Annotated in this window: 18 protein-coding genes; all 18 read right to left on the minus strand. The window is 46.5% G+C overall.

The features are described 5' to 3' along the window. Nucleotides 1–16: 16 nt before the first annotated feature. The 18 genes from BMW55_RS04760 to BMW55_RS04840 all read right to left on the minus strand — a co-directional run bounded on the left by BMW55_RS04760 (nucleotide 17) and on the right by BMW55_RS04840 (nucleotide 19,208). A complete protein-coding gene (locus BMW55_RS04760) occupies nucleotides 17–1,375 on the minus strand; it encodes a DUF4910 domain-containing protein (RefSeq protein WP_089965848.1) in 1,359 nt (452 codons plus the stop codon). A 151-nt stretch (nucleotides 1,376–1,526) separates the two neighbouring features. Next, nucleotides 1,527–2,861: a helix-turn-helix domain-containing protein gene (locus BMW55_RS04765; RefSeq protein WP_089965850.1), complete on the minus strand. Its 1,335-nt coding sequence runs from the start codon at nucleotides 2,859–2,861 to the stop codon at nucleotides 1,527–1,529. 49 nt (nucleotides 2,862–2,910) lie between these two features. Next, nucleotides 2,911–3,162: a hypothetical protein gene (locus BMW55_RS04770; RefSeq protein ID WP_089965852.1), complete on the minus strand. Its 252-nt coding sequence runs from the start codon at nucleotides 3,160–3,162 to the stop codon at nucleotides 2,911–2,913. 78 nt (nucleotides 3,163–3,240) lie between these two features. Then, nucleotides 3,241–4,038, minus strand: a complete 798-nt coding sequence (locus tag BMW55_RS04775; protein WP_170839741.1) for a DUF4397 domain-containing protein — start codon at nucleotides 4,036–4,038, stop codon at nucleotides 3,241–3,243. Between the two features lie 59 nt (nucleotides 4,039–4,097). Continuing rightward, nucleotides 4,098–4,271 carry a hypothetical protein gene (locus tag BMW55_RS19235; RefSeq protein ID WP_170839742.1) on the minus strand — a complete coding sequence of 58 codons (174 nt, stop codon included), beginning with the start codon at nucleotides 4,269–4,271 and terminating at the stop codon, nucleotides 4,098–4,100. 116 nt (nucleotides 4,272–4,387) lie between these two features. After that, complete coding sequence (locus tag BMW55_RS04780) at nucleotides 4,388–5,431, minus strand: helix-turn-helix transcriptional regulator (protein WP_089965856.1); 1,044 nt, start codon at nucleotides 5,429–5,431, stop codon at nucleotides 4,388–4,390. A gap of 286 nt (nucleotides 5,432–5,717) precedes the next feature. Further along, nucleotides 5,718–6,443, minus strand: a complete 726-nt coding sequence (locus tag BMW55_RS04785) for an excalibur calcium-binding domain-containing protein (protein ID WP_089965858.1) — start codon at nucleotides 6,441–6,443, stop codon at nucleotides 5,718–5,720. A 321-nt stretch (nucleotides 6,444–6,764) separates the two neighbouring features. After that, entirely contained in the window at nucleotides 6,765–7,127 is a 363-nt protein-coding gene (locus tag BMW55_RS04790; RefSeq protein WP_089965860.1) for an HIT family protein, read from the minus strand. 34 nt (nucleotides 7,128–7,161) lie between these two features. Continuing rightward, nucleotides 7,162–9,543, minus strand: a complete 2,382-nt coding sequence (locus BMW55_RS04795) for a DEAD/DEAH box helicase family protein (RefSeq protein WP_089965862.1) — start codon at nucleotides 9,541–9,543, stop codon at nucleotides 7,162–7,164. Beyond that, a complete protein-coding gene (locus BMW55_RS04800) occupies nucleotides 9,540–9,863 on the minus strand; it encodes a nucleoside triphosphate pyrophosphohydrolase (protein WP_089965864.1) in 324 nt (107 codons plus the stop codon). The genes BMW55_RS04795 and BMW55_RS04800 overlap by 4 nt, the downstream gene beginning before the upstream one ends. Nucleotides 9,864–10,077: 214 nt before the next feature. After that, on the minus strand, nucleotides 10,078–11,502 hold the full coding sequence (locus tag BMW55_RS04805; protein WP_089965866.1) for a UDP-glucose dehydrogenase family protein: 1,425 nt from the start codon (nucleotides 11,500–11,502) through the stop codon (nucleotides 10,078–10,080). A gap of 22 nt (nucleotides 11,503–11,524) precedes the next feature. Then, complete coding sequence (locus tag BMW55_RS04810) at nucleotides 11,525–12,487, minus strand: UDP-glucuronic acid decarboxylase family protein (RefSeq protein WP_089965868.1); 963 nt, start codon at nucleotides 12,485–12,487, stop codon at nucleotides 11,525–11,527. Between the two features lie 18 nt (nucleotides 12,488–12,505). Then, on the minus strand, nucleotides 12,506–13,507 hold the full coding sequence (gene galE / locus BMW55_RS04815; RefSeq protein ID WP_089965870.1) for a UDP-glucose 4-epimerase GalE: 1,002 nt from the start codon (nucleotides 13,505–13,507) through the stop codon (nucleotides 12,506–12,508). Nucleotides 13,508–13,529: 22 nt separating this feature from the next. Beyond that, a complete protein-coding gene (locus BMW55_RS04820; protein ID WP_089965872.1) occupies nucleotides 13,530–14,291 on the minus strand; it encodes a WecB/TagA/CpsF family glycosyltransferase in 762 nt (253 codons plus the stop codon). 61 nt (nucleotides 14,292–14,352) lie between these two features. Beyond that, entirely contained in the window at nucleotides 14,353–15,495 is a 1,143-nt protein-coding gene (locus BMW55_RS04825; RefSeq protein WP_089965874.1) for a glycosyltransferase family 4 protein, read from the minus strand. Nucleotides 15,496–15,643: 148 nt separating this feature from the next. Continuing rightward, the gene (locus tag BMW55_RS04830; protein ID WP_089965876.1) at nucleotides 15,644–16,579 is read right to left on the minus strand and encodes a glycosyltransferase family 2 protein; all 936 of its coding nucleotides are present in this window, start codon (nucleotides 16,577–16,579) and stop codon (nucleotides 15,644–15,646) included. A gap of 63 nt (nucleotides 16,580–16,642) precedes the next feature. Continuing rightward, a complete protein-coding gene (locus tag BMW55_RS04835) occupies nucleotides 16,643–17,935 on the minus strand; it encodes an O-antigen ligase family protein (RefSeq protein ID WP_089965878.1) in 1,293 nt (430 codons plus the stop codon). Continuing rightward, the gene (locus BMW55_RS04840; protein WP_089965880.1) at nucleotides 17,925–19,208 is read right to left on the minus strand and encodes an oligosaccharide flippase family protein; all 1,284 of its coding nucleotides are present in this window, start codon (nucleotides 19,206–19,208) and stop codon (nucleotides 17,925–17,927) included. Before BMW55_RS04840 ends, BMW55_RS04835 begins: the two co-directional genes overlap by 11 nt. Nucleotides 19,209–19,225 lie beyond the last annotated feature (17 nt).

Here is a 19,225-nt window from a genome sequence, read left to right on the forward strand (position 1 = left end):
AACTCTTTTAGTTGAATTACCTTGTCAACAAGGCTTGGTGACGATGTTTCAGTGCATGAAACTCGTCCATCCCACTTACCTTTTTCCCCTGCTTCATCCTGGGTTTGGGTTCATCTGCAAGATCCGCGAGCAAGCCGGCTGCCAGTGTCCCGGCGTTATAAAGATCTTCTTTCTGAATTTTATCAAGCGTATCCTGATCGGTATGATAATTGGGATCTTCCGCATAGTGCAGGAAAGCCACCGGTATGCCTGCATTTGCAAATGGCACATGGTCGCTGCGGTTGGACCAGGATCTTGCATGGGCGATCCCCATTTCTTCCGCTTTTTGCTCAGCCGCGTCAACCAGGTAAGACTGGTCTCCATCCGCAGCGGTCATGATGTAGAGGGTATCCCCCACTCCCACCATATCCATATTGATCATTCCGGCAATCTCGGCCTTTTGCTCCTGAGTGAGCGATTCCACATACTTTTCAGAGCCGACAAGTCCGGCCTCTTCCGCCCCAAAAGCGATAAAGCGGATCTGGTGATCCCATTTTTTCTTGGACAAGATGCGCGCTACTTCCAGCATCGTAGCCGTTCCGGAAGCGTTGTCATTGGCGGCGGGTGTATCCACCCCGTCATAGTGGGCGCCGAGAACGATCGTTTTGGGATTGCTCGCTTTTTGATCCGCTTTTAATGTGGCGATCACATTTTGCGAATAGCTTTGCCGGATCTCCGTATCCGCTTTCATCGTAACGACCACTTGACTCCCCTGATCGAGAAGGCCCTTGAGGTAAACTCCGTCCACATCGCTGAGCGCCAGCGCAGGAATACTGGAAGGCTGGCCCAGCGTTCCATTGATGGTCCCGCTCACATTGTTGTAAATAAGGACTCCGACGGCTCCCGCTTTAGCAGCGTTTTCTGTTTTTTCATAGAATGTGTAACCTCCGCGCTTGATGAGGGCGATTTTTCCTTTTGCATCAATTCTGGAGAAATCATCGGGCCCCCCAAGTCCGGCATCGACGATTTCCTGTGTGATTCCGGCATCCGGAGTGCTGGCGGAATACTCAAAAGCATGGGTCCCAAGCTCTTTAGCCTCAGGCTGGTTTACTTTCAAAGATGCCCCGCGATTGATAAATGCGGTGAACGGGAATTTTTGGATTTGCACCTCCAGCCCCATTTTGCGGAATTTTTTTGCAATAAATGCAGCCGCTTGATGTTCCCCCTCCGTTCCGGCCACCCTTGCGTCATCCTTGTATGCCAGCCGGGCGATATCCGCGTAAATTCTTTCCGCTGAAACTTTGGGCTGAACCGCCGGTTTGGCGAAAGCCGTCGTGAAAAGAAGAGAGGCTGGTAAGACCAGCGACAAAGATGCGAGCAAAAGCTTTCTTTTCATGAAGATCCTCCTTACAACGATTTCCTTAATTTTTCACGAAACAAATAGATAATTCTACACATTCGAATCTTTTCCTGTATTCAACCGACCGGCCTCGAAGCAAAAAAAATAAGCATCTCAAAAAATTTGATGAGATGCCGTCACTTGAACCTTACCATTTACTCGTCAACCCCGGGTTGAGCCTCAACTGTTTTTGCGATTGATAGAGCTTTTCTGTTGTATCTCTGAGTTCATCCCGATTCCCTGACTGCTCATGACATTGGGCAATTTCGTAGTACCCCGCGCATACCCGCTCCGCGAGTTTGTTTTTCTCAGCCAGGTACACGGATCGCTTGAGATAGGAGACCGCTTCGCTGTATTGTTTCTTCTCTTTCAGCAAACGTCCCATCATGAAAAGGGCCAGGCTTAACTCTGCATCATCCTCCAGCTCTTCTCCCCATTTGACGGCTTGCTCCAAGATCTCCTGCGCCCGTACCCATTTTTGCTGCAATAAATAGAGATGTCCCAGAGAACAGTAAACCTGAATCATTTCCTTTTTATTGGAAATCCGGTCCTTCAGGTTCATAATAAACTCAAAACAGGTCTCCGCATCCTCCCAATCGGAAAGCTCCATGTAAGCGATCCCGAGGATGTTCCATAATCTAAACATGCCGTCATAATTCTTGCTGGCGGCTGCTATGCGAATTCCTTCTCTGGCATAACGGACCGCATCATGATATAACTTCATGCGCCGGAACAGGTCGGCTCTGAGCGCATACATCCTGAGCAGTACACCCTGGTTTTGAATGTGCGGAATAAAACTCCACAGCTCGTCCAGACTTTTTTGCGCTTCATCCACGCGTCCCAACCGGTCCAGATAAACGACGCGGTTCATCATCAAGGAGTACTGAACCTGGTCATAACCGGACGCCCCTTCCTGAAAAACTTCCAATCCGCGTTCTGCAAACTTCAATGCTTGCTCCCAGTCATTTTGCGCTGAACGACACTCCGCAAGATGTTCATAACTGATCGCTTCCAGATTTGTCTTCTGTGAGTAGGCGTCCTGGTAAGACAACCGAATTGCTTCGCCAAACTCACGTTCAGCTTTTCTCCAGTCCTTTTTCCCGGCATAACATTTTCCCTTTAAAAAATGAACGGTAGCGGGGTGACTGGAAGGAGATTCCTCTAAAATTTCCGATAAATAACGGAGTGCGCCTCCTTCATTGCCTATTTCGATCATCGTTTCCACAGCTGTGAATTTCAGCTGTAAGCTCTCCATGTTTTCGCTGTCTTTTTCCATTAATTCCGGAATTTCATTGATATCGATATTTAATTTACTTAATAAATATAATACTTTTTCTTTATTGACATGCGGGACTCCACGCTCGATATTACTGATTGTCGCTGTGGAGATGTGCTCATCGGACAAATCTTCCAGGCGCAGCCCTCGCTCCTTTCTAATTTTACGGATAAATTTGCCAATTTCGTTCATTTCTAAAACGTTCAATGTCGATCTCCCTTTCGGAATCTTGTTATATCTAGTTTAATCTATCTCTTTATTGAAATAAATAAAGAAATGCATAAAAACTGGGATATTTAGGAGTGTAAATTTTTCCATACTCCGGCCAAAAAGCAAATGACTCCAATTTTACTGGTTTTTTAAGAAAATAAATTTGTCTTCCCCATTGATACGTAAACTTTATTAAAGAAAAAAGTGCCAGTTCGGCACCAAAAAAATAAAACGGACGATCACACCCCTGGATGAAAGACCGCTCCGCAATTTGTTTTCCTAGCGCAGAGTCACCCACTTATTCCTCCGCTCCGTCTGTCGATCCGTTTCATAAATAAAGACCGGGACCTGGTTCAAATCAACAACAAGTTCCGGTTCATGAATGCGAAAATCTGCCAAGATCTCTTAAAATGAGCGGGTAAATCCGCTGATGGGCATACAAAATGATCAGCGTATAAACCTTTTCCTCTCGTAAATGAATCTCTGAAGTGGCGAATATCGGTTCTTCTGTGTTAACCTGTTTGAAGACAAAACGATTTTTCACCGGAGAGAGGGTAAAATACTCCGTTGCTTCTGTGAGACCGATCCTCCGGGTCAAGACCGTTCCGTCCGAAAGGGCGATACTCAACTCCGAAACGCCTGCTGCCAGATGAATAAATCTGATTCTCACCCTATCCTTCACCGGATTGGGTTCTTGCCGGTAGGTCATCAGTCCCCCATCTACCATCCCGATCAGAGAATGGGTTCCCGCTTCCAAATTCAAAGATTGGCTGCTGAGAGGTTTAAATCTTTTTCTTCCTGTCGGGAACACATCAAATCGATATTCTCCGCCAGGCAAAAGGAAGTATTTGCTTGTCACTCCGTACGGAAGCATCCTGATCAACAAACGCCCATTCACATAGATATCCAACGGGATTTTCCCCAGGCTTGGGGACGCATGCAACAGGCGGATGGCCGTCAGTCTGCTTTCAGCTTTGCTAGCGGCAGAATGGGAGGCAAGGTTCAAGTAAGGCTGGGGGTCCAGTCCCGTTTCTTGCACATATACTTCGGCAAATCTTTTCAAGTACTCATAGTAGATTCGCTCATAATCCAGGTAGCGCCTGGTATTTCTATATCTGTAATAATCAGCGAGCTTCTTGTACAAATGGGCCCTGGCCAAATATTCCTGCCACATCATCCCCAACCTCCTCCACCCGAATTCCCTAATACAGCTTATGCGAATCTCCCGTATACTTAACAAAAATTTTCAGCGAAGAAGTTAATGCTTTTTTTAGGAGAAAACCTAAAAAAGGCGGCTTCATCAGCCACCTTGATCTCTTTTAAACTTTCAACACTGCTTGGGCTCCCCTCATCCGTGGATGGCCGTCTGGTTGGCGATTGAACAAGAGGGTAGACTTTCCAGACCAAACAGCCCTCCCGTTTCCATCATCACTCCACCCCGCAGCTGAAAACCGGGAGTTCGTCATGAAAAAAAGGCAGAACGTGAATCTGCCCTCGTTGATTTTGATCATTGGGATCAACACTTATGAATGGGAAGAGATAATCCGATACCCGGCGATTTCGGCCTCATGATACAACCGGTACATTTTCTCCGTTTCTCTTTTTACATTCTCCACCAGTTCCAGCGGCGACAATACCTTCACTTTGGAACCCCAGGTTAAGATCCAGCTGACCAGACCCTGACTGATATTTACAGACACAGTTACAATAAATGAACCATCATCCCCCTTTTCAATATGGACATCTTTTCCAAAACGATCCAGAACAATATTGATAAAGGTGTGATCCTCATCGTCATGAAACTGGATTTTTACTTGTTTTTCCGGTCCGGAAAACATGCGGACTGTTTTATTTACATAATCAACGACGTTGAATGGCTCTTTTTTAAAGCGCCGGGAAAGCATATGCACATTTCTCATCCGGTCGACGCGGTAATGGCGAAATGTTTCTTCCTCTCCGTATTTGCCAATCAAATAGTAATTGCTGTACAACCAGACCAGTGCATAGGGTTTTACTTCATACCATTCTCCGTTTTTCTTCAGCACAAATTCTTTATCCAGATTATACTTTCCGTATCGAAAGCGGATCTTTTTGCGCTCCGAGCAAGCTTGGTAAATCGTGTCCACATAATATTTTAACTGGTGATTATCCGCCTTCATGGTATAATCCAGATACCTGATTTGCTCCTGAAGCTTTTTGGAGATGTGGCTGCTGGTCTGTTTTTGCAACTTCTCAATTAATGACCTGGCATCTTCCTTGGTGATAAAATGCGAATACATCGCGGCATCGATCAGCATGCGCAATTCGTATGGCTCAAACAGCCGATGGGGATAACTGAACATTTTTTTTCCGAATTTCCCCTCATCTTCAAGGATGTCAAAACCGGCCTCCTTCAGTGCCCTGATGTCCGACAAAAGTGCTTTCTTGCCCACTGAAAAATCCGGCCCAAATTCGATCATCAGCTTTTTTTCCAACTCATCCAAGCTCAGATAATGATCTTCGTCCGTTTCTCTCTCCAAAACCTCCAACACCTTGAGCAATCGCACTTTTCCACTGATATCCCCCATTCAAGACCTCCGACACTGTTGCATTGTTTTTCAAGAAACAAATCTCCTCTGTTAAGGTATTCGTATTGATCCGAAAATTTAGGGACCAAAAACTTTGTTTCATCGTAAGAAAAGGGGATGATAAGCGCAACTTCCCTTTAATTCCATAAACTTTTTCTTTTGCATTTATTCCGAAAAACTCAAGCGGAATCTATACCTTCAGAACATCAGTGTTTTTTAATGTCACGATATGGATAAAAAAAGAGGTTACCGAGTTTTCTCAGCAACCTCACAAACACATCATTGATCAGTTTGAATTGCAGGCGACCCCGTCCTTATCCCGGTCCAGACGGTGCGGGTCCCCGGGCCCGGCCGCTTCAAAAAAGGCTTGGGCTTCCTCCGGGCTGCTGAAATCTTTGCAATCCCGGTCCGGGCCATGGGGATCATATTTTAGCTTGGGTTCCGCAGAAGGAGTAGGTGCAGGATTTGGCGAATTTGCCTTTTTCTCATCGCTAGGTGAAGGTGCGGGATTTGGTGTGCCCGTCTTTTTATCTTCATCCGGTGATGGGGTCGTTTTCCCTGGCTCCGTCTTAACGGGTGATGATTCATCTTTCGTATCCTGATCTTTTTTGGGCGCGGGCTTTACTGAATCTTTCTCGTCGCTTTCATCTGCAATCTGTGCCGCCGATTCTGTTTCTGCCGGGCCGGGTGGGTTTGTACTTAACAAACCCACCGTTACAAAAACGAAAAAAATAAAATAGAGCAATCCGACAATTGCCCAAATCCGCTGGACTCTCTTAAAATGTTCGATACTTTTCCAACGCTTATTCTGCCACGCCCACTCACTGCCTTTTAAACCGAGAACGATGGCATACAACCATCCAACCAATGGGATCGCCGCGAGTAGAGCCGAGTAAGTACGGTTTCCGATTCCCCACATCCAGTTTGCGAAAAACGCACCCCAGTTCCATTTTTTTATCTCTTTCGGTACTTGGGCTGCTTTCCCTGAACCAGAAGTATTAGTTGGTTCCACAAACATCCCTCCGCAACTAAAATAATGGATGGAAATATTTTATAAAACAAGTCATTGCATTTTTGGTATCACCCTTTTAGAGAAAATGTTATATAATATATTTTTTGCGTCAATTTCCATAAATCCATGTAAATGCAGGCCATCCTATCACTCTCGGACTAACAAAAAAGAGGCCTGTTCAATGACAGACCTCCGGGAAATGTTTTACTCCTGTTTCATTTTCTTATTAAGAGATCAATTGAGCCGTCAACCAACCTGTCAACTAATTAAGCTGAGTCTGGAATGGTGAATGTTAGACCATTTCAACTGCCAGCTTCACGCCTAGTAAATACGCTTGTCCGGGATCACTCCCCGAACTCCGCCGCGCGGATCATTTAGATCCCCGACATAACGCGGGATCAGATGGACATGAACGTGGAAAATGGTTTGCCCCGCCGCCTTCCCGCAATTAATGCCTACGTTATAACCATCCGGCTGATAATGTTTCTCCAGATGATTTCTTGCTGCTGCCAAGAGCCGGTCGACCGCCTGCTTCTCCATCACCGTCAGATCGAAGTAGTCGCTGACATGCCGTTTCGGGATGATCAACATATGCCCCTGGTTGACAGGATACTTATCATAGATGGCAAATGCCAGATCATTCTCCAGTATCTTATTTGGCTGGCTGCAAAAAACACAACTCATCGGAGACATCCTTTGCCATTTTATAAATTCAGTTTCATTGACCGGAGTCAACCCTCTTCGCTTTCTTTTCAAAATAGCGGTGCAAACGATATTCACAGATCTCTGAAACAAATTGATACAATTCGTCTGAATGGATGGTCTGATAACCGTTCACAAAAAAGCGGCCATCCTCAAGTAAAAAGTTCCCATCTGTTGATCCTGCCCATTTGGACATTGGCATCTTCAGAATCAGTTCAGCCACTTTTCTTTCATCGTATTCTTCTGCAAGCGTTTTACTGGAAATCCCGTCAATTTTTCGTCGATAAGGTGCGCTGGTTAAATAAGAGTGGAAAAAGTGAGCCACTTCAGCGGGCGAAACCGGGTGAGCCCATTTTTTAGTTCCTCGTTGCAACATGGCTTTTAACAGCACCATTTTATAACTTTTGCTCATCGAGGTTTTCTCCACTTCGCGTATCAGGCTTCCATGAGAAGTGAGAGCCGCTTCTTCATTATCGGACAGTTCATTCACTGAAGCAAGAAAATCGGCGTAGGATCCCCATTCTTGCCGGTAACCTCCCGAATCTTCCCAACCGTTCAGATGCAATTCCAGATAAGAAGGCCTTCTTCCGATCTCCCGTTTTACATCGTAATAGCTTTGGATAAGCCGCTGTTTGCGTGATGGCAGATTTTTTTTATAGTACTCCAGAAAGTCAATCGCCTTTGTATCCAGCTCAAACACGCATAGTTCAGGAACGGCAGGTTCGATTCGGTTTCCTTTTTTGATACCCGATTTTTCAAACAGGCGTAGTTTTGCATCCAAGTTTTTATAGTTTCCGATCAGATCAATAATCTGGCAATACTTCTTTCCTTCAGCCAACCTCAAACCGCGTCCGATTTGCTGGGTAAAGATGGAGATCGATTCGGTAGGCCGGACAAACAGCAGAGTATCCACAGCAGGGATGTCCACCCCTTCATTAAACAGATCGACCGTAAAAATGACGTCCATCCTTCCCTCTTCAAGCTCTTTGATGGAACTGGAACGTGCAGCCAGACCCGACTTGCTATGCAGTGCAATCGTTCTTTCCCCATGCCGGTTAAAATAATCGGATAAAAATTGGGCTTGGCGAATCGTAGAACAAAAAGCAATCGTTCTCGTTTGGCGGTACTTTTTCCACGCTTGATAAATATTGTCCGCCATCTTTTCTTGAATTTGCGCCGCTTCCAGTTGGCTCCGGTCGTAATGCCCGCCAACCAGACGAATCTTCGAATAATCAATCTCATCATAAACGCCCATATAGTGGAAAGGAACGAGAAAACCTCTCTCAATCGCTTCAATAAAGTGCATTTGGAAAGCAACGTTATTCTCACAAAGGGCATAAATATTTCCGCCATCCAACCGATCCGGTGTGGCTGTCATCCCCAGCAAAAAACGGGGTTTAAAATAATCGATCACTTTACGATAGGAGTTTGCGGAAGCGTGATGGAACTCATCAACGATGATAAGGTCAAATTCATCAGGTGTAAGAGAAGTCAGATGATGCTTCATTGACAATTTCTGAATAGAGGCAAATAAAACATCTGCATGGCGGTCTTCCCGGCTTCCATAATAAAATCCTGTCTTCCATGAGTCATCCACTTTTAAAAAAGAACGTTCAGCCTGGCGCAATATCTCTTCCCGATGGGCAATAAAAAGAACTTTATTAAAATGCTGTGCAAAGAATGCGCTTAAATATGTTTTCCCCAATCCTGTCGCCATGATAATCATTGCGCGCTTATATCCTTCTTCCATGGTAGACAGGAGAGAATCCAGTGCTGCTTTTTGCACCTCATGGGGAGTAATTTCGACCTCTGTATCCAGTTCATATTCAGGTCTGCTTTCAGCAATTTCTTCTTTAAAAATCGGGAGAACCGGATGGATTTTATGGTACTCTGTATATTCTCTCCTATAATCAGCGAGAGTCTCCAAATTGACCGGAATCGTTTGCTCATGGTGAAAAACGGCCATAAACTCTGAAAACGCCTGCTCAAATACTTCCGGATCGGCATTTTTGGAAACAGACAGGTTCCACTCAATCCCGGATGTGAGAGCACTATTAGACAGATTGGAAGAACCGATCACAATAAAACCGTCGGTTTTTGAACGAAACAAATACGCCTTGGCGTGAAACGATTGGTTCAGAGATCGAAAAAGACGAATTTCGGCTCCTTCAATAGATAAAAGCTGCTCCAAAGCAATCGGCGACGTGATATACAGATAGTCCCCCGTACAGATTTTGATATCCGCCCCACGCTTAGCTGCCCGTTCCAGCGGTTCATGTAGGAGAGAAGCACCAGATGCCATGATAAAAGAGACAAGTATGTAAATTGCATCCGACTTCTCAATTGCTTGAATTAAATGAGGATATAATTGAGATGTAGTCAATCGTACTCTGCTCATTCCTTAACCTCGACCAAAAATAGTTTTTTTGCAAACCCTCCGCGTTTCTCCGCTTTTGAGAGGCGGATTTCTTCCAGTCCCTCTTTTGATGAACCGTGCACAGCCGCAAGAGCATAAATCAATTCCATAATATCGGCCAACTCTTCCAGTGCTTCACGGTCATTCACCGCGGCTTTATACTCTTCCAGCTCCTCGTACAGCTTTTTCTTCGCCTCTTCCATATATTCATGATCAGTAAGTGTTCTGATGACAGCTTCTTTGTTGGAGGCAGCGATTATCTCAGGAATCTTGTCACGGATCAATTTATTGTAGACTGCCATGAATTCACCTCCCCATATTCAATTGGTTCGAGTTCATTGTCATTTGTTTTTTTGCAAAAAAGCATTTGTTTTTCACATTATAAACGAAAAGGGTGACCATTTTGGGTCCACCCTCTCAACGCAGTTCATTCGGTAATTTCTTATTTTAATGTTAAACCGCATAAGCTCGTCCGTAAATATAGAAAGCAAAACACAAAGTGTTTTTCTCCACACTTTAAACAGACAAAACGGAAAATTGATTCATGATTCCTCCATCGATCTCCTGTTCAGTACCGATTCCCAAGCCTTCATATTGGTAACCGAGCCCGATTAACAGCTTTTTGGGCAGGAAGTTGCGCGTATCCAACAGATAAGGAGTTTTCATGATGGAAAGCATTTGCTTCCAATCCAGCTGCAAGTATTCATTCCAGTGGGTGAGCAAGACGATGCCGTCCGCTTGATGCGCCACATCTTCGGCGGAAGCACAGTATTGAACGTGCAAGTGGGGATGGACTGCCTTGAACATTTCCATTCCTTTGGGATCGTGAACCCTTATGTTTGCTCCAAGGTCGAGCAGCATCTGGATAATGACCGAGGCTTGCGTCTGGCGGGCATCATCGGTGTTGGGTTTGAAAGTCAAGCCCAGGATGCCGATCTTTTTGCCGTTTAAGATCTTTAACCGGCGCCGGATCTTTTCCACCACAAATTCATGCATTTTCCGGTTGGATTCGATCGCCGCCTTCACGATGGAAAGCTCCGTTCCGTATTTCCGGCTGGTCTGCAAAAACTCGGCCGTGTCTTTCGGAAAACAGCTTCCGCTCCAACCACTGGAAACTTGCAAAAACTTCCCGCCGATTCTTGAATCCAGTCCCATGCCCCTGGCTACATCCAGTACGTTTGCCCCCAGGGTTTCACACAGCCTGGCCACTTCGTTAATATAACTGATTTTCACGGCTAAAAAGGCATTGGAAGCGTATTTGATCATTTCGGCGCTTTTGACATCCGTCTCAAAATAGACAGCTTTGGGAGTTAATGGATTATAAGGGAATGCAAAATCTTTGCTTATCTCCTCATACGAGACTCTCTCCACCAGACGGTGATACAATTCTCTCATGATGTTTTTGGCCCGCTCATGATTGGATCCGACCACGATGCGGTCAGGGAAAAACACATCTTCCAAGGCATAACCTTCCCGCAAAAATTCCGGGTTGCTGACAACGGAGAAGTGTTCACCCGCTTTGAGACCGGATGCTTCCTCGATAATGGCAGTGACAAGATCGGCCGTCCCCACCGGCACGGTGGATTTATTCACAACCACGGTAAAGCGGTGGGGATGTAAATAGGCTCCGATCAGTTCCGCCGCTTTTTTTATATAGGTGAGATCAGCCGTCCCGTCCTGTTTGGAAGGCGTGCCCACTCCGATAAAAACGACATCTGCCTCATGGACGGGTTGGTAGGAGGTTGTCGCAAATAAAGTCTTTCCGATATATTTCCGGACGAGCTGATCCAATCCCGGTTCATAGATCGGACTTTTTCCCGCATTTAACAGATCGATCTTCGATGGATCGATATCGATGACCGTGGTGGGGTGTCCCAACACAGCAAAGGCTGTCCCTGTCACACTTCCCACATAACCCGACCCGATACACACCACATTCATAGGGCATCCTCCAAATCTCTCGTTACTGTAAACATGTTAACCTCTGTCTGTAAACGGCGATCGTTCTTTTCAAGCCTTCTTCGAGGTCTACCGCCGGTTCCCAATCCAACAACTTTTTCGCTTTATCGATGACAGGACGCCTCACTTTCGGATCATCCTGGGGAAGCGGGTGGAAAGTGATGTTGCTTTCAGATCCCGTCAGTCTTTTTACCATCCGGGCAACCTCGAGAATGGTGTATTCTTTCGGGTTGCCGATATTGATGATTTCACCCGTCGCTTCATCTTTTTCCATCGCCAGCTCTAACGCGCGGATATTATCATCGATGTAACAGAAGGAACGGGTCTGGGATCCGTCACCGTACACAGTGATATCCTGCCCGGTCAAGGCCTGGGTGACGAAGTTGGAAATCACCCTTCCATCATCATTGCGAAGTCCCGCCGAGTAAGTATTGAAGATCCGCACCACTTTCACCGGTACGTGAAAGCGGGTGAAGTATTCATAACAGAAAACTTCCCCCATTCTCTTCGCTTCGTCATAGCAGGCCCGCGGGCCCCATGTGTTCACATTGCCGCGGTAGTCTTCCGGCTGGGGGTGTACCAGCGGATCACCGTAAGCTTCACTGGTGCTCGCGTACAACAGCTTGGCATTGTTCTTTTTCGCAAGCTCCAGCATGTTTTGGGTCCCGATCGTATTGACGGCAATTGTCTCAAAAGGGGCCGCCTGATAAAACTTCGGCGACGCAGGGGATGCAAGATGGTAGATTTCCCGGACACCATCCAGTTCCATAAGTTCGAGAATGCGGGGATCCGCCACATCAAACTCGATAAAATGAAAGTTGGGATCACTGAGAAAGTCTTCGATATTGGTTCTTTTTCCGGTAGACAGGTTATCGATTCCGATCACTTGATGGCCTTGTCCCAGCAAGTCCCTGGTGAGATGGGAACCAAGAAAGCCTGCTGCCCCTGTAACAACAATCTTTTTCATACCATCACCCGTATCTGTTTAAACATGATGACGCTTGTCCACATATCCGTTCGGATGATTCCGGTGCCAGTTCCAAGCCGTCCGCACGATGTCTTCCAGATTGTGCGTCGGTTTCCATCCGAGTACCCGATGCATCTTTTCCGAGGACGCCACCAATTTCGGTGGATCTCCTTCCCGGCGCGCTCCATATTCTACAGTTGCCTTCTTTCCTGTTACCTTTTCACACATGTCGATTACTTCTTTGACCGAGTAACCGTGGCCGGTTCCCAGATTAAAGGCTTCATTTTTTACACGGTTGTCCAAAAGTGCACGCATAGCGTATATATGCGCCTCAACTAAATCTACCACATGGATATAATCCCGGATGCAAGTTCCGTCAGGAGTAGGATAATCCGTGCCAAACACTGTAATCTTCTCCCTCAGGCCCAACAGATGTTGCAAAATCACAGGAATTAGGTGGGTTTCCGGATCATGATCCTCTCCAATTTTTCCGGATTGATCCGCGCCTGCAGCATTAAAATAACGCAACGCGACGTATTCCAGCCCGTAAGCATAGGAGAAATCCTGTAAGATCTGTTCGACCATCCACTTGCTTCTTCCATAAGGATTGATGGGATTGGCTGGTAACTCCTCTTGTATCACATCCTCCTCAGGCAATCCGTACACCGCCGCGGTTGAAGAAAATATCAATTTCTTCACGCCATGTTGAAGCATAACTGAAAGCAGCGTCAAGGTAGAAGCAACATTATTCTCGTAATACTTGAACGGATCGGTCACAGACTCGCCCACTTGGATATGGGCAGCAAAGTGCATCACTCCCTCAATGGGATATTTAGAGAATAAATGATCCAAGTCTGTCCGGCTGCCCAATTCTCCCTGTACGAAAACCGCCCGTGGATCTACCGCTTCCTGATGGCCGGTAGACAAATTATCGAACACAACAACCTGATATCCTTGATCCAACAGCAATTTCACTGCGTGGCTGCCGATATAGCCAGCTCCTCCGATAACCAAGATCACTTTGAACTCCCCCTAAAATGAGTTATTCCTGACGGTGTGCCCTGTTCCCAACGAGTTCCTTGAGAAACAATCGCAAAATAAACCATGGTTCGATCAAGTATCGTCTCCAAAGCCGTTTAGGCTCACTAAATAACCGGTAGAGCCATTCCAGCCCGACTTGGCCCATCCACCTCGGCGGAGTGGGCACAACACCCGCCACATAGTCCATACATGCTCCCGCAGGAAGAATGACATTTGCCGATATATCATTCAGATTTTCGAGAATCCATCTCTCTTGACGCGGCATTCCCATTCCAACCAGCAAAAGATGTGGGTTCACTCGGCGAATCTGTTCCAGAATGGATTGATTTTCGACGCTCTCGGGGGTGATATCAAAGTAACCGTGATGAGTGTGAATCTTCAATCCCGGAAACTCGGAGCTGAGCAATTCTGCTGCTTTCTCTCCGACACCGGGTTTGGAACCCAAAAAGAAGACTCGCCAATGGTTTTGGACCGCCTCTTTCATGAGCGGGCGAATCCAGTCCACATAGGTGACGCGGTGGCGACGTTCCAGCTGAAATCCGAGCCGTTGGCCCAAGAAAACGATGGGCATGCCATCGATATGCGCATACTTGGCCAGCTTATAAAATTCGCGCATTCGGGCATCGTGATGATAAATATAAAGGCTGTGCAGATTGTGGTTGGCAATGATCGCTTTTTCGTCGTTAGAAACGATTTTCCCGATAATCCGGTGGAGATCATCCATGGTTAGCGCATCAACAGAAACACCCAATATTTGAGGCATTCACTTTTTCCTCCTGCTGTAAACAACGTCAATATCAGTGGCCTAGATAGCTGACTGGGGATCATAACGAACAATCAATATATTTATCCGCCATATCTTCTACCCGATACCGCTTCGCTCTCTCCTTTGCCTTTTTTCCCAACCTTTCGGCCAAGACTTGATCAGCCAGAACACGGTTGACAGCTTCAATAAAGCCGACGGTATCCTCAGGTGAAACGAGTATTGCGGCATGGACGCCTTCTTCGGCTCCCGTAACCTCTCTCGTCGCAGGAATATCACTTGCAATGATCGGCAAGCCTTGGTTCATGGCTTCAATCAATGCGATTCCCATGGCTTCATAGAGCGAAGGAAATATGAATATGTCCGCCATGTGTAAGATGTTGACCACATCTTCGGGAGCCACTTCCCCGATCAAATGGACCCGATCTTCACAGCCTAACTCCACCGAAAACTTTTTCAGGTCATCCCTCAATTCTCCGTCTCCTGCGATGACCAGATGAAAACCAGGCAGAAAAGGCATCATCTCAATTAATACGCGCTGATTCTTTGGTTTGGACAATCGGCCTACGTTCACCAACAGCGGAGCATTGCCGGGAATCGAGAAGCGTTCTCTCAATTCCTCACGATCCATGGTCGGCTGAGAGAAAGGAATCCCGTTATCGATCTGCATGACTTTTCTTATATATGATTTCGGATATCTCTTCAGAGATTCATATACAGCTCCTGAAACGACGATGTTACGGGTATATACTCCCATCGAACCGATGATGCGGTCTAACAGAAGAGCCAACTTGGGATAGGATTCCACAGGGCTGTGCTGTACAGCGATTCGTCGTTTTACTCCCAATAATAGAGCAAGGGACTGAACGATGACATTGGAGTAATGTGTATGAGAGATCAGCACTTGCGGTTTGGTTTTGATGATCATAACCGCTAAAGTGAAGAGGATCTTACAAACATCAAATAAGTTCCCGGGCGGGTGGGAAAGAAACACTTTTGCCCAGGGAAGCGAAGCATAAGTGTCTCTTTTTTGATACAAAAACCAGACCTCAGTCTCATGCCCCCGCTTCATCAACTGTTCAGCTAAGAGTACGGCTACACGTTGTGCCCCCCCTCCTTCCATTTGTGTCACCACTTGAACAACCTTCATACTTTCACCCTTTTTATAAGAAAGTGTGTATGCCGCGAGATCGGCTTTCGGCATCTTTCCGGTTTCTCCTTCGATTGAGACTCCAACTCGATGTCGTTCAAACAAGTGGCCCGCTTTCCCTCTCCGCCGGGTACGCCCTCCCACATGCAACTACGTCCAATCACGGCTCGTGCAGGAGATGGCCCTTGTCAGTCCTGATCGTTTATTTTGAATGAAGTTGAATCAAACTCCTCAATTTACGCCTGGTCTCCTGGGGTATGATCCAGATGCCGAAAAAGAGCAAAATATCGATCAAAGCCGGCTTTCCGTTCGAAATCGCTTCTCGGAAAATTTGATAAAGTCCTTTCCGGTCCCCTTCTCGTGCCGCTATGCTGCTTACTACAACCATTAAATAAGCAGCGTATGCACGGGGAGTGACGAGCGATTTATTCTGCTTAATCCACCGGGCGGAATACTCCCAGTTCCCTTGCCTGCTGATACTTTGCCTTCCGTCTTCGACATACCATACAGCAAGCACTTCTTCACAATACTCAAATCCAACTCCTTCATGTAACGCCGCTCTTAAAATCCAATCCCAATCCTGATTTCTTTTTAAATCTTTTTGGAAAGGCACTTGAAGCATCAAATCACGCGGGACAAACAACATGGTTGATATAATCAACCCTTCTCCTTGAAACAGTGTTTGGCGGGCCATCAGATATTCAGAGATATGTTCATTTTCTTTCATGCCCCGTCTCGGCCAGATATAATCGCCGCGCGGCGTTCTGCCGAATAATTGACAGTACACGACAGGATACCGATAGGATGATTGCCTGGCCGCCTGATACTGAACCTCCAATTTTCGAGGCAACCATTCGTCATCATCATCTAAGAGCGCGATCCATTCCCCCCGGGCATGGCGCACCCCCACATTCCGCGCTTCAGCACCGCCTAGAGAATGTTCGTTGATGATGGTCTTTAAACGCGGGTCAGGAATTTCCCCAAGTATTTTCTCTGTCTCTTCATCACGTCCGTCAACGACTACCACAATCTCAAAATCTTGAAAAGTCTGAGCCAGTACACTTTCGATCGCCCTCTTCAAAAGAAGGGCCCGGCCCCTTGTGGGAATCACGACACTGACAATAGGAGTTTTGTTCATAGAAAAACCGTCCTTTTGCCTGATTTCGGATTAAACTTGCATCAAAATCATCACCACAAATAGTTACGCACTTTTACACGTTCCCGTCTTTAAAACTCCTGATCCAGTATCTCTTCGATCCTGGCTTTGCCCTCTCTGATAGATCCGGTTATGAACATAATGTACGGTTGCTGTATAGATCAACCAATAAGCAGAACCGTTTAAACTTAAAATACAGCTTTCCGAAATATTGACCAAAATCATAAATGTCAAGAATACCAGCGGCCACAATCCTTCCGATGTTGGAGTGGAACGCAAAAACTGTACCGCCATTTTTATATTCCTGATATATCCAAGCACAAAGAGAAGGAGTCCCAGTAAGCCCAATTCCAGCCAAGTGTCCAGATACCCGTTATGCGCATGCGGGGGGTCCCAATTGACCGTCAGCCAAACCTGTGCAGACGGGCCATCATAGCCCAGCCAAAATGCACCATACCCGTATCCAAGTAAGGACCGTTCCTGGATCATTGAAAAAACTGTCTCCCACAGCTGAGTCCGGCCAGTGAGGGTAATATCTTTTCCCAATGTGGTAAACACGGTTTCAGCATTGCTGACAAACCATGCCAGTGCTCCCCCGGCAATGATCAGGGTAAAGATGAAGAACGGGATGATTATAAGCAAATGCAGGCGCAAAGCTTTAAATAAAGGCTGCAAGACCAGGAGCGTCAGAATCACGACCAAGGCAGTTGTGGAAGTTGAGAGTAAGACAAGCAAAACGGATAGCGTAAATCCTATGAGAGAAACCCGCCGGTATTTCGTAAACGTTTGCCCAAAGAGAAGAAAGAGGATGGCACATAACGCCATCATGCGCCCCAGATGGTTCTTATGTCCGTAAATCCCTTTCCAAGCCCCGACATGAAATTCCGAGTCTATTCCGGTTTGTGGAAGCAGCAACCCGTATATCAGGCTGATTGCGGCTGCGATGCCCAATGCCCAGGCGAAAAGGCACAGCAATTCCTTCAATTCGTATCGGCTGCCGAGATAAATTCCAAACAGGGTGATAATCAGCAGCGTCAGGCCCCGACTGAAGGTAACGGCTGCATAGTCAGACCAAAAGACCGAAATAAGACCAAGGCCTGCGAGGAGTAGGATAAAGATATCTTTTCGGGCCTTGGCAATCGATTTTCTCCAATGAAAGAGGATCAAAAAAACGGTAATGCCATAGATGGAAGACCAAATAAAATTTAACACGGGCGCCTGCCAAAACTCTTCTGTGCTCCATACCAGCGGAAGGGGAGATCGGGTATAAAAAAAGATTGCCGCAACAATAAAGATCTTCTCTAAGATGGATGGAATTTCTTTTACTTTAACTCTCAACTTTAACCTCCTGAGCCGCAAGCAAGCGGGTAGGTTTTTTGTAAAGATACCAAGCCGCCCCCCAGAGTCCGACTGCAAGCAAGGTCTCGGACGCCAAACTTGCGATGGCCGCCCCTTTCCAAGAGTAAACTGGAATAAGCAAAATATTGAGCAGTATGCTCAACAAAGCGACACCCACTTGAATGGCGCTTCGAAGTCCCTGATAACCGGCACCTGTGAGTGAATTGGCAGCAAACACGTTCACAGATTTTAAAAAAGGAATCAGGGCTAACCAACGAATGGCTTCGACGGCTGTTTGATAATCATCACCCAAGACAAAGGGAAGAATCGGAGCGGTAAAATAGATTCCCAATCCGACCAGCAAACCATATCCACCCGCTGCCGGCAACAGCCGCTTGGCAAAGTGAAGGCTTCCTCTTATACCTGTTGCCCCTTGTTGGAAAAACTTCGCAAAAGAGGCGTATACCAAAGACAGCACAGGAGTAAAAGAGACCTCCACAATCCGGAAAGCCGCAGCGTAAATTCCCGCCGCTTCCAATGTGGACAAACGGGCCAGCAACGTTTTATCTATGCTGTTATAAATACTCTGTGCCGAAAAGCTGATCGAGAAATAGAAGCCTTCGATCATCTCGCTGCTCAATCCGGCCGCCTTCCACTTCGGAAGCCCCAGCTTTATACATACATAGATCACTGCCACGACGGCACTGACGACAGTGCTTAACAGATAAAGCCATCCCCAATACACCGGTGACGGAGTATTGCTGAAGATAACCAGGCTGAACGCGGCAAACAGTCTTGAAACACTCAGTAATACTTGCAGCTGTGTGTATCTTGCCATCTGTTGGAAAGCCTGAAAGGATTGAGAGCAAATATCTAAAACTCTCGCAAACAACAGGTCTGACAGAGCAATCGTAAGAGTCAACGCTACCGGGATGGAAGCTGGCAATATAAAATGAGAAATAGATAAAACCAAGACAGTGAAAAGACACCCGGACAACATCGTGACCACTAAAGCGTTGCCCCAATAATGCCTGAACACACCAGAATCTCTGGCCACATTTTTAATGAGGAGAAATCCGGTCCCCAAGCCGGAAAAAGGAGCGAGAATTGCGACAAGGGAAACGACTCCGATAAAGGCCCCGTACCCTGCATTTCCCAGACAGCGGGCGATGATGACAAAATAGATGGCTTGTATTCCAATGCGCGCTCCCTGTCCAAGCAAAGTCCACCATGTATTTCGGACCAACCCGCTGTTTTTCATCTTACCTAGCATTCTAGTCACATCCGGCT

It is taken from the genome of Lihuaxuella thermophila (genome assembly GCF_900110165.1).
Taxonomy (GTDB): Bacteria; Bacillota; Bacilli; order Thermoactinomycetales; family Thermoactinomycetaceae; genus Lihuaxuella; species Lihuaxuella thermophila.

Coding starts and splice junctions, on each gene's coding strand:
- BMW55_RS04760 (WP_089965848.1), bottom strand. CDS start 1,375: ATGAAAAGAAAGCTTTTGCTCGCATCTTTGTCGCTGGTCTTACCAGCC.
- BMW55_RS04775 (WP_170839741.1), bottom strand. CDS start 4,038: ATGTGGCAGGAATATTTGGCCAGGGCCCATTTGTACAAGAAGCTCGCT.
- BMW55_RS04780 (WP_089965856.1), bottom strand. CDS start 5,431: ATGGGGGATATCAGTGGAAAAGTGCGATTGCTCAAGGTGTTGGAGGTT.
- BMW55_RS04790 (WP_089965860.1), bottom strand. CDS start 7,127: ATGAGTTGTGTTTTTTGCAGCCAGCCAAATAAGATACTGGAGAATGAT.
- BMW55_RS04795 (WP_089965862.1), bottom strand. CDS start 9,543: ATGAGCAGAGTACGATTGACTACATCTCAATTATATCCTCATTTAATT.
- BMW55_RS04800 (WP_089965864.1), bottom strand. CDS start 9,863: ATGGCAGTCTACAATAAATTGATCCGTGACAAGATTCCTGAGATAATC.
- BMW55_RS04805 (WP_089965866.1), bottom strand. CDS start 11,502: ATGAATGTGGTGTGTATCGGGTCGGGTTATGTGGGAAGTGTGACAGGG.
- BMW55_RS04810 (WP_089965868.1), bottom strand. CDS start 12,487: ATGAAAAAGATTGTTGTTACAGGGGCAGCAGGCTTTCTTGGTTCCCAT.
- BMW55_RS04820 (WP_089965872.1), bottom strand. CDS start 14,291: ATGCCTCAAATATTGGGTGTTTCTGTTGATGCGCTAACCATGGATGAT.
- BMW55_RS04825 (WP_089965874.1), bottom strand. CDS start 15,495: ATGCCGAAAGCCGATCTCGCGGCATACACACTTTCTTATAAAAAGGGT.
- BMW55_RS04830 (WP_089965876.1), bottom strand. CDS start 16,579: ATGAACAAAACTCCTATTGTCAGTGTCGTGATTCCCACAAGGGGCCGG.
- BMW55_RS04840 (WP_089965880.1), bottom strand. CDS start 19,208: ATGCTAGGTAAGATGAAAAACAGCGGGTTGGTCCGAAATACATGGTGG.